The following is a 13,201-nucleotide window of genomic DNA, read 5'->3' as shown; positions in this document are numbered from 1 at the left end:
AAGTCAGGTCATGAGCATCGAATTCATCACTCCGGAGGTCGACGAGCTGACCCCGCGTATCGCCGTCATCGGTGTCGGCGGCGCCGGCGGCAACGCCATCGCCAACATGATGCGCGCCGACGTGCAGGGCGTCGACTTCCTCGTCGCCAACACGGATGCGCAGGCGCTGAAGTCGTCGATCGCGCCGCACCGCATCCAGCTGGGTGCGAAGATCACCCAAGGTCTCGGCGCGGGGTCGCGGCCGGAGATCGGCCGTGCCGCAGCGGAAGAGACGATCGACGATCTCGCCAAGCGGCTCGAGGGCGCGCACATGTGCTTCATCGCCGCCGGCATGGGCGGCGGCACCGGCACAGGTGCGGCGCCGGTGATCGCCAAGGCGGCGCGCGACATGGGCATCCTGACGGTCGGTGTCGTCACCAAGCCGTTCAGCTTCGAGGGCAATCGTCGCGCCAAGAGCGCCGACGGCGGCATCGAGGAGCTGCAGAAATATGTCGATACGCTCATCGTCATCCCCAACCAGAACCTGTTCCTGATCGCGAATGCCAACACGACGTTCAAGGAAGCGTTCGAGATGGCGGACGAGGTCCTCCAGCAGGGCGTGCGCGGCATCACCGACCTGATGGTTATGCCTGGCCTCATCAACCTCGATTTCGCCGACGTCCGTTCGGTGATGCAGGAGATGGGCAAGGCGATGATGGGCACCGGCGAGGCGAGCGGCGACAATCGCGCGCTGGAAGCGGCGCAGAAGGCGATCGCCAACCCGCTGCTCGATGGCGTGTCGATGCAGGGCGCCAAGGGCGTCATCATCTCGATCACCGGCGGCGACGACATGCGCCTGCTCGAGGTTGACGAGGCCGCCAACCATATCCGCGACCTGGTCGATCCCGATGCCAACATCATCTGGGGTTCGGCGTTCAACCCCGAGCTGGAAGGCCGCATCCGCGTGTCGGTGGTCGCCACTGGTATCGATTCGGACGCCAAGCCCGGTGCCGCCGCGCCCGCTCCGGAAGCGGCCAAGTCGTTCAGCTTCGGCATGGGCCGCAAGACCGACGACAGCACCTCCTTCCGTCCCAGCGCCCCGGCCACTGAAGCGGCGGCGCCCGCCCCGTCGGTGTCCTTCGCCGCGCCGCCGGCCGCAGCCCCCGCACCGCTCGACCTCGACAAGGCCGATGCGGTACAGGCCGATGCGCAGCCGCAGACCGCGGATGCAGCGGACGACGAACTGGTGCTCGGCGCCGAGACGATCGTGCCGCAGCCGCCCAGGACCTATGCCGACGAACCGACCCCGCGTGCCCCGGCACCGGCCGTCGAAGGGCGCCGGCCGTGGATCGCCCCCGGTAGCGAGGCAGCCGCCCCCGACGCGGCACCGCAGCCGCGGGTAAAGCTTGGCGGCACGCTGTTCGAGCGCATGTCGAACGCCGCACGCGGCCCGGCTCGCGACGAGGCGGATGGCGACGGCAAGGAGCCGATCGACATCCCGCGTTTCCTGCACCGCCAGAACAACCAGTAAACCGCGAGCCCTCCCTGAGCGGGGAGGAGCAGTCGTGTCGATGCTGCCTTCGCGCCGCGCGGCGTTACGCCGCTTTGGCGCGGTGGCAGCGGTTCAAACCGGCGTATACCCCTCCCTGTCGGGGAGGGGACGATGCCGGCCAAAGGGTGGCGTTCGGGTGACGGGCGCATCCATTGGTCACCGTGTCCGGCCGTCGTGGCTTCCATGCCCGCGGACGCCGCATGTCGATCCAACCCGCAGCCCGAGCCAGCAACGATGTTCGTCGCCGTCCAGCCCCGTTTCACCGCGCGACGCCAAATCGGACATTGCCGGTTCGGCTTGGCTGGGCTCTAGTCGCCGGGACCCCATGCGTTTCCTGACCTCCGCTTTTCTGGCGCCCGCCGCTCTTCTGGCGGCGAGTGCGCCCGCCGCCCTCCTGGCGCAGGAGGTGGTGCAGGCGCTGCCCGGCACCACCGATGCCGATCGGCTGGCCGAGCAGATGCGCGCGCTCGCGGCGAACCCGCGCGATCTTAATGCGTTGATCGCGGCGGCCGACCTGTCGCTGTCGCTCGGCGACCTCAGCGGTGCCGCCTCGCTCTATGCCCGCGCCGAGAAGGTGTCGGCGAGCGATCCACGGATCAAGGCGGGCGAGGGGGCGATCCTCGTTCGCTCCGAACGGCCTGGCGAGGCGCTGCGCTATTTCGCGCAGGCCGAGGCGGCGGGCTATGACGCGCGCGGCTTCGCCGCCGACCGTGGTCTCGCCTATGACCTGATCGGCCAGCAGGAGCGGGCACAGCGCGACTATCGGCTGGCGCTGAAGGCGCGGCCGGACGACGAGATCGTCAAGCGTTATGCGCTGTCGCTCGGCATTTCCGGCAAGCGCGATGCGGCGCTCGAACAGCTCGATCCGCTGCTGCGCAAATCGGATCGCAGCGCGTGGCGCATCCGCGCCTTCGTGCTGGCGATGGGCGGCGATCAGGCCGGCGCCGAGAAGATCGCGACGACGATGCTGCCGGTCGGCATGGCGCAGGGATTGCAGCCGTTCTTCCAGCGCCTGCCCGCGCTGCCCGCCGCGGACCGCGCCTTCGCCGTGCATTTCGGCGAGGTGCATGCGACGCCCGAGCGGCTCGCCGACGCGCGGCTGGCGCCGAACTTGCCGCAGCTGGCGCCCGAACAGCAGCCGGTCGCGCTGGCGGCGGTGCAGCCCGCGGCGCTGCCGGGCAGGAAGGATCGCAGGCGTCGGGGCGGTCGCGAATCCGTTGCCGCGTCAGCGGTCGCGCTCGCCGCGACGACGACGCAGCCATCGCGGCCGACGCCGGCTGCACCCTCCTATCAGGCGGCGACCGCGGCACTCGCGCGCGTCCAGCCGCTGCCGGCATCCGCCGCGCCGGTGACGCTGGTGAGCGCGGCGTCGAATCCGTTGCCCGCCACCATCGCGCCGACACCCTTGCCCGTGTCGAACCCCGCGAGCCGTCCTCCGGCATTGGCACCGACCACGGCCGAGGCCGCGAATCTCGCCGTGCTGGCGAAGGCCCCTACGCCGCCACCCGCAACCGCCGTCATCGCCCCGGCGACGCCGACGCAGGTCGCCGCAACGACGGTCGTCCAGTCCGTGCCCGCACAGCCGCGCCCGTCAGCCGCGCCGACGCCGGGCTTCACGTCCTCGCCGACGCAGCCGACGGTCACCACCGCCGCCCCGACGCCTGCGGTGATCGCGCCGACGCCGCTGGTTCAGGTCGCGGCGGTGTCGCCGGCCCCTGCGGCGCCACCCGCGAACTTCACCGCGCCGCCGTCGCGTGCCGAGGCCGATTCGGTGCTTGCGCGGATCGTTGCCGGCCTGTCGATCCCGGCGTCGGAACTCGGTGTCGTCGAGCCGATCCGGGCCGCGCCCGTCGCCGCGGTGCCGCCGGTCGACACCGCCGCGCGGGTCATGGCGGAGGCGAAGGCTAAGGAAGAACGCGACGCCGCCGCCGAAAAGGCGCTGGCGATCAAGACCGCGGCGGAGAAACGCGCCGCGGATCGCAAGGCGGTCGCCGACAGGAAGGCGCTCGCCGCGAAGAAACTCGCCGACGAAAAGAAGCTCGCCGAGGCCAAGGCGGCGGCCGAGGAGAAGAAGGCGGCGCGCGCCAATCCGGCGAGGATCTGGGTGCAGGTCGCGGGCGGCGCCTATGAAGGCGATCTGCCCAAGGCCTATGCCGCGGTGAAGGCAAAGGCGCCGACGGTCTTCGGCAGCCGCGGCGGCTGGTCGACGCCGCTGCGCGCGACCAACCGCGTGCTGACCGGCCCGTTCAAGACCGATGCGGAGGCGCGCGGCTTCGTCAACCAGCTCGCCAAGGCGGGCGTGTCGGCCTTCACCTTCAGCAGCGACGCCGGGCAGGCCGTGACCAAATTGCCCGCCAAGTGAGCGTGCGCGCGCCCTGGGCCTCGAACCCGGCGCGCAGCAAAGGTCGTCTTCACGAGGAACAGACAGGGACCGCGCCACTCGCGGTCCGTGGCCCCCGCGACGATTTCCAGCGCGACCGCGACCGCATCATCCATTCGATCAGCTTCCGCCGCCTGCGCCACAAGACGCAGGTGTTCATGTCGCCCGACGGCGATCATTTCCGCGTCCGCCTGACCCACAGCCTCGAGGTCGCGCAAATCGGCCGGACGATCGCGCGCGTGCTGGGGCTGAACGAGGATCTGACCGAGGCGCTGTGCCTCGCGCACGACATCGGCCATCCGCCGTTCGGCCATGCCGGCGAGGACGCGCTGAAGGTGGCGCTGGCCGATGTCGGCGGCTTCGACCACAACGGCCATACGCTACGGGCGCTGACCCATATCGAGCGGCCCTATCCGCGCTGGGACGGGCTCAATTTGACCTGGGAGACGCTGGAGGGACTGGCCAAGCACAATGGCCCCGTCCGCCATCCCGGCTGGGCGCTGCGCGAAGCGGACGCGGCGTTCCCGCTCGATCTGGCGACGCATGCCAGCCTCGAGGCGCAGGTGGCGGCGATCGCCGACGACATCGCCTATGACAATCACGATATCGACGATGGCCTGCGCGCCGGCCTGCTGACGCTCGACCAGCTGCTCGCGGTGCCGATCGTCGCGCGCGGCTGGGATGCGGCCTGCGCGCGCTTTCCGGAGGTCGCGCCCAAGCGGCTGGCGAGCGAACTCGTCCGCAGCCAGATCGGCACGATGGTCAACGACCTGATCGAGGAGACGCGCCGCCGCGTCGCCGCATCGGGCGTCGGCAGCGCGGACGACGTCCGGCAGGCGGGCGAGGCGCTGTGCGGCTTCTCGCCGGCGATGCGCGAGGAGGAGCGCGACCTTAAACGCTTCATGTACGCCAACCTCTATCATCACCCCCGCCAGCTCGAGGCCGCCGACGCGGCGCACGGCATCGTCAGCGGGCTGTTCGCCGCCTATCGTGCCGATCCGACGGCGATGAGCGCGGACTGGTCAGTCGACGTGCCGACCGAGGAGCCGCAGCGCAGTCGCCACATCGCCGACTTCATCGCCGGCATGACCGATCGCTACGCCATCGCCCGCTATCGCGAACTGGTCGGCGCGATAGACCTGCCCGAAGGGTTCTAGAGAAGCGATCCGCCGGCGGTCACTGCGGTAAGCCGAAGCGATGGGTTGCATCGCAGCACTGGCGGCCTAATAGGCAATGCATTCGATTTTGCCCGAGGACCGTTCATGGCATCCCGCACACCGGCGCGTCCGCGCAGCCCGCATCTCTTTTCGGGCTTCCTGAAGCTCCACTACAGCTGGGGGCCGCATATGCTGGTCTCCATCCTTCATCGCGCGACCGGATCCGGCATGGCGACCGTCGGTACGGTCCTGCTGGTCTGGTGGCTCGCCGCGATCGCGTCGGGCGCCGAGGCCTATGCGACGTTCCGCGACGTTTTCACCACCGATGCGGGCAATCTCAACGTGATAGGCTGGGTGGTCGGCATCGGCGTCACCTATGCCTTCTTCACGCACATGCTGAACGGCATCCGCCACCTCGTCATGGATGCGGGCGCCGCCTTCGAACTGAAGCGCAACAAGATGTTCAGCCTGATCGTGATCGCCGGCGGGTTCGTCCTGACCGCGGCCTTCTGGCTCTACCTGGGGATGAAGTAATGGGTTCGGGCACCAGCATCGGCCGCGTTCGCGGCCTCGGCAGCGCCAAGGAAGGCGCACATCACTGGTGGCGCCAGCGCGTCACCGCGGGCTCCAACCTGTTCCTGACGCTCTGGTTCGTTTTTGCCCTGCTACGCATGCCGGGCTATGACTATGCCAGCGTCCACAGCTGGTTGCAGAACAGCTGGGCGGCGGTGCCGATGCTGCTGCTGATCGTGTCGGTCTTCTATCATTTCCGCCTCGGGCTGCAGGTGGTGATCGAGGATTACCAGCACGGCGAGAAGCGCGTCGCCTATATGCTGCTGCTCAACTTCTTCACCGTCGCGACCGCCGCGACCGCCATTTTCGCGATCCTCAAGGTCGCCTTCGGAGCCGCCGCATGAGCGCCGCCTACAAGATCATCGACCATACCTATGACGCCGTCGTCGTCGGCGCGGGCGGCTCGGGCCTGCGCGCCGTCATGGAATGCGCGCAGAACGGCCTGAAGACCGCCTGCATCACCAAGGTGTTCCCGACCCGCAGCCACACCGTCGCGGCGCAGGGCGGGATTGCTGCCAGCCTCGGCAATATGGGGCCGGATCACTGGACGTGGCACATGTTCGACACCGTCAAGGGTTCGGACTGGCTCGGCGACCAGGACGCGATCGAATATATGGTCCGCGAGGCGCCCGCCGCGGTGTACGAGCTGGAGCATGCCGGCATGCCGTTCAGCCGCACGGACGAGGGCCGCATCTACCAGCGCCCGTTCGGCGGCATGATGCAGAACATGGGCGAAGGTCCCCCCGCGCAGCGCACCTGCGCCGCCGCCGACCGCACCGGCCATGCGATGCTGCACACCCTCTACCAGCAGTCGCTGCGTTACGACGCCGACTTCTACGTCGAATATTTCGCGCTCGATCTCATCATGGAGAACGGCCAGTGCCGCGGCGTCGTCGCGCTGTGCATGGAGGATGGCTCGATCCACCGCTTCCGCGCGCACAATACCGTGCTCGCGACCGGCGGCTACGGGCGCTGCTATTTCTCGGCGACCTCGGCGCACACCTGCACGGGTGACGGCGGCGGCATGGTGCTGCGCGCCGGCCTGCCGCTCCAGGACATGGAGTTCGTCCAGTTTCACCCGACCGGCATCTACGGCGCGGGCGTACTCATCACCGAAGGCGCGCGCGGCGAGGGCGGTTACCTGACCAACTCCGAGGGCGAGCGCTTCATGGAGCGCTATGCCCCGTCGGCGAAGGACCTCGCCTCGCGCGACGTCGTCAGCCGTTCGATGGCGATGGAAATGCGCGAAGGCCGCGGCGTCGGGAAGAACGGCGACCATATCTTCCTGCATCTCGACCATATCGATCCCAAGGTGCTGCATGAGCGGCTGCCGGGCATCACCGAGACGGGCAAGATCTTCGCGGGCGTTGACCTGACGCGCCAGCCGCTGCCGGTGACGCCGACGGTGCATTACAACATGGGCGGGATCCCGACCAACTTCCACGGCGAGGTCGTCAACCTGGTCGACGGCAACCCCGACACGGTCGTCCCCGGCCTGTTCGCGGTGGGCGAGGCTGCGTGCGTCTCCGTCCATGGCGCCAACCGCCTTGGCTCGAACAGCCTGATCGATCTAGTGGTGTTCGGGCGTGCGACCGGCAAGCGGATCGCCGACATCTGCAAGCCGAACGGCACGCACAACCCGTTGCCCAAGGGTTCGGAAGAGCTGTCGCTGACCCGTCTCGACAAGTTCCGCAACGCCGCCGGCAGCACCCCGACCGCGGAGATCCGCGGCGAGATGCAGCGCACGATGCAGAAGCATTGCGCGGTGTTCCGCGACAATGCGCTGCTGACCGAGGGCCAGTCGCTGATGACGGGCATCTATCGCAAGATGGAGGACGTGCAGGTCAACGACCGCAGCCTGATCTGGAACACCGACCTGATCGAGACGCTGGAACTCGACAATCTGGTCGCGCAGGCGGTGGTGACGATCGATTCGGCGGCGAACCGCAAGGAATCGCGCGGCGCGCACGTGAACGAGGATCACCCCGATCGCGACGACGCGAACTGGATGAAGCACACCATCACGACCTTCACCGGCTGGGGCGGCGTCGGCGGTGCGACGGCGATCGATTACCGTCCGGTGCACGACTATACGCTGACCGACGACGTCGAGTACATCAAGCCGAAGAAGCGGGTGTATTGATCCTGCGATAGCCCCTCCCCGACGGGGAGGGGCTATCGCAGGATCAGCCCAGCACCAGCGGCGCGTGACGGTCGACCAGCACGCTGCTCGCCGCATTCAGCCCGACCACCTCCACCGCAATGCCATGCGCACGCAGTTTGGACACCACGTCCTCCAGCGCGCCGACGGCGGTGATGTCCCACAGATGCGCCTGCGTCAGGTCGATCCGTACTCGTCTGGCCACATCACGCAGGTCGAAGCGGTCGGCGAAGATCTCTGCACTGGCGAAGAACACCTGACCCGACACGTCATAGGTACGCGTGTCCGTGGCGGCGTCATAGCCGGTGGCGACCTGCATCAGGCGCGTCACCTTGAACGCGAAGAACACGCCGCTCATCAGCACGCCGACGGCGACGCCCATCGACAGATCGTGCGTCGCCACCGTCACCGCGACGGTCGCCAGCATCACCGCGCCGGACACTTTGGGATGCCGGGCGAGGTCGCGCAACGAGCCCCAGGAAAAGGTGCTCGCCGACACCATGATCATGATCGCGACCAGCGCGGCGACCGGCACCTGCGCGACCCATGGCCGCAGCGGCACCATCACGACCAGCAGGAACACGCCCGCGACCAGGGTCGACAGCCGCCCGCGCCCGCCATAGCGGACGTTGCCGACGGTCTGGCCGATCATCCCGCACCCCGCGATGCCGCCGAACAGGCCCGCCGCGACATTGGCGAGGCCGAGGCCGGTACTTTCCTGTGCCTTGTCGCTGTTGCTCTCAGTCAGGTCGTCGACGACCCTCGCGGTCATCAGCGATTCGAGCAGGCCTACCGCGGCCATCGCCAGCGCATAAGGCGCGATGATCCCCAGCGTCCGCCATTCGAGCGGCAGCGCGGGGAGGGCGAAATGCGGCAGCGACGCCGGCAACCGCCCGAGGTCGGCGACGGTGTGCAGCGGCATCGGAAAGGCGATACTGATCGCGGTCAGCACGACGATGCAGATCAGCGGCGACGGGATCGCATCGCTGACGCGGGGCAGCAAGTAGATGATCGCGAGGCCCAGAGCGATCATCGCGTAGGTATGCCAGCTGACGCCCACCATTTGCGGCACCTGCGCGGAAAAGATCAGGATCGCCAGTGCGTTGACGAAGCCGGTGCGTACCGATCGCGACACGAAGCGCATCAGCACGTCCAGCTTGAACAACCCGAAGACGATCTGGAACACCCCCGCAAGGATCGTCGCACCGAGCAGATAGGACAGGCCGTGGCTGTGGACGAGCGCGGCGGCGACCAGCGCGACAGAACCGGCCGCGCCGGAGATCATCGCCGGTCGTCCACCGAAGATCGCGATGACGATGCCGATGACGAACGAGGCGAACAGGCCGACTTCGGGATCGATGCCGGCGACGAAGGAGAAGGCAATGACTTCTGGGATGAGCGCGAAGGTGCCGACCATGCCGGCGAGGACGTCACGGCGGGCATTGGCGCCGCCGCTGTACCATTCGGCGCGGTAGCGGGAGAGGGATAGGGTCATGAACAGGTCCGCATGGACCGCGCGAACGGGCATCGCAGCGACTGCGATGGGAGGATGTCAGGCGCGGTTTCATGTTGTCCGGCGGATCGGCGGCCGGAATAGCCACCCGGAATTACACCGGGTCCTTGCGAATGGCGACGGGGTACCGCGGTTCGTGCTGCAGCGCAACAGCCGGGTCGGCGTGATGGACCGGTGGCGAGCACCGATGCGCCTAACCGTCTGTGGGACGGGCATTCCCGACCGCTCACCAGAATCCGCTGTCCTATTCGCATGCGGCATGATCCCTCGCGCGGGAACGACGGGGGGAAGGGACGATGAATCCGGCTGCATTGATCGAGGGGCTGATCGCGCGGGAGGGCAGCTATGTCGATCATCCCGCGGACCGCGGCGGGGCGACGCGATGGGGGATCACCGTCGCGGTCGCGCGCGCCAACGGCTATCACGGGCCGATCCGGGACATGCCGAAAGCGGTGGCGGCGGCGATCTATGAGAACGTCTACTGGCGCGCGCCGGGGTTCGATCGCATCGCGACGCGCGCGCCCCTGCTGGCGGCCGAGATGTTCGATACCGGCGTCAACATGGGGACTCCGGTCGCGATCGGGTTCCTCCAGCGTGCGCTCAATGCGCTCAACCGCGGGGCGAGCGATTATGCCGACCTCGTGCTCGACCGGGCGATCGGCGCGCGGACGCTGGCGGCGCTCGATGCCTTCTTCGCGCGGCGCGGGGCGGCGGGGGAGCGCGTGCTGGTGCGCGCGGTCGATGCCTTGCAGGGGGAGTATTATGTCGCGCTCGCCGAACGGCGGCCGGCGAACGAGGCGTTCCTGTATGGCTGGCTGGCGGAGCGGTTGTCGTGACGCCCGATCCGTGGGTGCGGCGGGCGCGGCCGATGTTCCTCTACGTGATGTACGCGTTGCTGTTGTGGGCGATCCCGATGAGCGTGATCGGCGCGATCAGCCCGGCGACCGCGGCGGCGATGGCGCGGGGGATGGGGGCGTATCTGGCGGCGATCCCGGAGCCTTTGTACGCTTTGTTCGGGACGGGTTATCTGGGGTACACCGCGGCCCGGGCGTGGGGGAAGGCCCGGGGAGTGGAGTAGGTTTGTTCGTGTGGGGGGCGCGAAGAAGGTCTGACTCACGCGGAGACGCGGAGTGGGTTTTGGCGCGCAGAGGCGCGGAGGACGCATAGGGTCGGCGCCGCAGGCAGGTTCCCCGCTTCACCGCGACCTAGGAGAGAGCCGGTAAGCGGTTGTGCCGCTGGACGCTCCTCCGCGCTCTCCGCACCTCTGCGCAACAAAACCCGTTCCGCGGCTCCAGCGTGAATCCAACCGACTTCGCGCCCTCTCTTGAGCGCACCCTTTGCACCCCGCCACCCGCCACCCTACATCGCGCGGCATGAGCGGGAACGATTCACATTCCATGCCGGTCTGGCATGGCACCACCATTCTTTCGGTCAGGCGCAACGGAAAGGTCGTCGTCATCGGCGACGGCCAGGTTTCGATGGGCCAGACCGTGATGAAGCCCAATGCCAAGAAGGTCCGCCGCCTCGGCGCGGACGGGCAGGTCATCGGCGGCTTCGCCGGAGCGACCGCGGATGCCTTCACGTTGTTCGAGCGGCTCGAAGCGAAGCTGGAGCGGCATCAGGGCAAGCTGATGCGCGCCGCGGTCGAGCTGGCCAAGGACTGGCGCACCGACAAATTCCTCCGCAATCTGGAGGCGATGATGATCGTCGCCGATAAGGACGTGACGCTGATCCTCACCGGCAACGGCGACGTGCTGGAGCCCGAGAATGGCGTCGCGGCGATCGGATCGGGCGGCAATTACGCGCTCGCCGCGGCGCGGGCGCTGGTCGATTACGAGGCGGATGCCGAGACGGTGTGCCGCAAGGCGATGGCGATCGCCGCCGAGGTTTGCGTCTACACCAACGACCGGACCACGATCGAATTGATGGACAGCGATACGTAACGCACCTCCCGTTTGCGGGAGGGGCCGGGAGTGGCCCTGTCCACTTCCCCTGCCGCCCGTTGCTTTCCCACCCCCGACCCCTCCCGCACGCAGGAGGGGAGAGATTGTGACATGAACCAGAACCTGACCCCCAAGGCGATCGTCGCCGCTCTCGACGCCCACATCATTGGACAGGCCGACGCCAAGCGCGCGGTTGCGGTGGCGATGCGCAACCGCTGGCGCCGCCAGCAATTGTCCGCCGACCTTCGCGACGAGGTGACGCCCAAGAACATCCTGATGATCGGGCCGACGGGGTGCGGCAAGACCGAGATCAGCCGTCGCCTCGCCAAGCTGGCCGATGCGCCGTTCGTCAAGGTCGAGGCGACCAAGTTCACCGAGGTCGGCTATGTCGGTCGCGACGTCGAACAGATCGCGCGCGATCTGGTCGAGGAGGCGATCCGGCTGGAGAAGGAGCGTCGTCGCGTCGCGGTGAAGGACAAGGCCGAGGAGGCCGCGATGAAGCGCCTGCTCGACGCGCTGGTCGGCAAGGACAGCAGCCAGGCGACGCGCGAAAGCTTCAAGCAGCGCTTCGCCGACGGGCACCTCGATGCGACCGAGATCGAGATCGAGCTGGAACAGGCGCCCGCAACGCCCTTCGAGGTGCCGGGCGCCGGGCCGCAGATGATAAACCTCGGCGAGATGATGAAATCGTTCGGTGGCGGCCAGCAGTTGAAGCGCCGCAAGATCGGCGTGCGCGCGGCGTGGGACAAGCTGGTCGAAGAAGAGGCGGACAAGCGCCTCGACCAGGACGAGGTCAGCCGCACCGCGCTGGCGGATGCCGAGGCCAACGGCATCGTCTTCCTCGACGAGATCGACAAGATCGCGGTCAGCGACGTGCGTGGCGGATCGGTCAGTCGTGAGGGCGTGCAGCGCGACCTGCTGCCGCTGATTGAGGGCACCACGGTTGCGACCAAATACGGCCCGATGAAGACGGACCATATCCTGTTCATCGCCAGCGGCGCCTTCCACGTCGCCAAGCCGTCGGACCTGCTGCCTGAATTGCAGGGGCGCCTGCCGATCCGCGTCGAGCTGAAGGGCCTGACCGAGGCGGATTTCATCGCGATCCTGTCGGACACCAAGGCGTCGCTGCCGCTGCAATATAAGGCGCTGCTGGCGACCGAGGGTGCGGAGGTCAGCTTTACCGAGGACGGTATCGCCGCGATCGCACGCATCGCCGCCGAGGTGAACGGGCAGGTCGAGAATATCGGCGCACGGCGGTTGCAGACGGTGATGGAGAAGCTGCTCGAAGAGGTGAGCTTCGACGCCGAGGATCGCACCGAGAGCGTGATCGTCGACGCCGCCTATGTCGATCGCCAGCTTGCCGGGATCGCCCGCAACACCGACCTCAGCCGCTTCGTGCTGTAATCCCAAGCCGATAGCGAGGCGGCGGGCGCGCCCGTCGTCTCGCGATGGCACGCGTTGCGGCGCTTGCCAGTGGTTAGCGAATGTGAAACTCAGCGTCGTCTAGCAGGGGTGCCATGAACGACGCGACGCCGATCGACGGCCAGGACGAAGCGCAAGCCGGGGACGATTCTGTCTCGACCCGGCGCCGCGTGCTGATGCTCGGCGCGGTGACGGCCGGTGCGGTCGTCTCGATCCGTCCGGCGCTGGCGCAAACCGCCGGTTCGGTGATGAATTGCCAGATCCCGGTGCCCGACCTGGGGCGGGCGGGGCGTTTCATCGATCCTGCCGGCAAGGTCGTCGCCCCCGGCACCAAGGGCGCATTCCCGCCCGCTCCGCGCCCGTTCAAGGGTGAGGAGGTGAAGCGCGCGCTCGCCGGCGGCCAGCTGCCCGGCACGACCTATGACAGCAACCGCGCCTATGTCAGCTATATCCGCCGGTTGCAGCGCGGGCAGGGCGGCTTCACCTGCTTCGCCTCGTTGCAGATGCCCCGCGCCTGACGG

At 68.2% G+C, this 13,201-nt stretch carries 11 protein-coding genes, 1 pseudogene and 1 other annotated feature; of the genes and pseudogenes, 11 read left to right on the top strand and 1 reads right to left on the bottom strand.

All coding sequences use genetic code 11. The annotated features are described in order from the left end of the window. Nucleotides 1-10: 10 nt before the first annotated feature. From ftsZ to sdhA, 6 genes are all read left to right on the top strand, one after another. Nucleotides 11-1,510 carry a cell division protein FtsZ gene (ftsZ, locus tag AC1RTO_RS12070; RefSeq protein ID WP_493161080.1) on the top strand — a complete coding sequence of 500 codons (1,500 nt, stop codon included), beginning with the start codon at nucleotides 11-13 and terminating at the stop codon, nucleotides 1,508-1,510. Between the two features lie 346 nt (nucleotides 1,511-1,856). Next, nucleotides 1,857-3,893: a tetratricopeptide repeat protein gene (locus tag AC1RTO_RS12065; protein WP_493161079.1), complete on the top strand. Its 2,037-nt coding sequence runs from the start codon at nucleotides 1,857-1,859 to the stop codon at nucleotides 3,891-3,893. Continuing rightward, the gene (locus AC1RTO_RS12060; RefSeq protein WP_493161078.1) at nucleotides 3,890-5,068 is read left to right on the top strand and encodes a deoxyguanosinetriphosphate triphosphohydrolase; all 1,179 of its coding nucleotides are present in this window, start codon (nucleotides 3,890-3,892) and stop codon (nucleotides 5,066-5,068) included. Before AC1RTO_RS12065 ends, AC1RTO_RS12060 begins: the two co-directional genes overlap by 4 nt. A gap of 105 nt (nucleotides 5,069-5,173) precedes the next feature. Beyond that, entirely contained in the window at nucleotides 5,174-5,602 is a 429-nt protein-coding gene (gene sdhC / locus AC1RTO_RS12055; RefSeq protein ID WP_493161077.1) for a succinate dehydrogenase, cytochrome b556 subunit, read from the top strand. Further along, nucleotides 5,602-5,985: a succinate dehydrogenase, hydrophobic membrane anchor protein gene (sdhD, locus tag AC1RTO_RS12050; protein ID WP_293873080.1), complete on the top strand. Its 384-nt coding sequence runs from the start codon at nucleotides 5,602-5,604 to the stop codon at nucleotides 5,983-5,985. Before sdhC ends, sdhD begins: the two co-directional genes overlap by 1 nt. Beyond that, nucleotides 5,982-7,784 (top strand): succinate dehydrogenase flavoprotein subunit, encoded by a 1,803-nt coding sequence (sdhA, locus tag AC1RTO_RS12045; protein ID WP_493161076.1) that lies wholly within the window; start codon nucleotides 5,982-5,984, stop codon nucleotides 7,782-7,784. Before sdhD ends, sdhA begins: the two co-directional genes overlap by 4 nt. Nucleotides 7,785-7,827: 43 nt before the next feature. Here the strand turns inward: sdhA and AC1RTO_RS12040 are convergent, their stop codons facing one another. Next, complete coding sequence (locus AC1RTO_RS12040) at nucleotides 7,828-9,297, bottom strand: SulP family inorganic anion transporter (RefSeq protein ID WP_493161075.1); 1,470 nt, start codon at nucleotides 9,295-9,297, stop codon at nucleotides 7,828-7,830. Between the two features lie 72 nt (nucleotides 9,298-9,369). Then, nucleotides 9,370-9,425: a sequence feature (sul1 is cis-regulatory element that is thought to sense ions involved in sulfur or methionine metabolism; They are found in Alphaproteobacteria), on the bottom strand. Between the two features lie 186 nt (nucleotides 9,426-9,611). On the opposite strand from AC1RTO_RS12040, the gene AC1RTO_RS12035 reads away from it, so the two are divergent. From AC1RTO_RS12035 to AC1RTO_RS12015, 5 genes and pseudogenes are all read left to right on the top strand, one after another. Beyond that, complete coding sequence (locus AC1RTO_RS12035; protein ID WP_493161074.1) at nucleotides 9,612-10,151, top strand: glycoside hydrolase family 108 protein; 540 nt, start codon at nucleotides 9,612-9,614, stop codon at nucleotides 10,149-10,151. Nucleotides 10,152-10,156: 5 nt separating this feature from the next. Beyond that, nucleotides 10,157-10,393, top strand: a pseudogene (locus AC1RTO_RS12030) (3TM-type holin); the annotation flags it as partial. Between the two features lie 319 nt (nucleotides 10,394-10,712). Beyond that, entirely contained in the window at nucleotides 10,713-11,258 is a 546-nt protein-coding gene (gene hslV, locus AC1RTO_RS12025) for an ATP-dependent protease subunit HslV (RefSeq protein WP_230781641.1), read from the top strand. 111 nt (nucleotides 11,259-11,369) lie between these two features. Further along, nucleotides 11,370-12,662: an ATP-dependent protease ATPase subunit HslU gene (gene hslU / locus AC1RTO_RS12020; protein WP_493161073.1), complete on the top strand. Its 1,293-nt coding sequence runs from the start codon at nucleotides 11,370-11,372 to the stop codon at nucleotides 12,660-12,662. Nucleotides 12,663-12,775: 113 nt separating this feature from the next. Next, nucleotides 12,776-13,198, top strand: coding sequence for a hypothetical protein (locus AC1RTO_RS12015; protein WP_493161072.1), 423 nt, complete (start codon nucleotides 12,776-12,778; stop codon nucleotides 13,196-13,198). The last annotated feature ends 3 nt before the right edge of the window (nucleotides 13,199-13,201 follow it).

Source organism: Sphingomonas sp. GW821-FHT10F09 (assembly GCF_058809195.1).
Note: the sequence above shows the minus strand (reverse complement) of the source record. Positions and strands in the feature narration are given on the sequence as shown.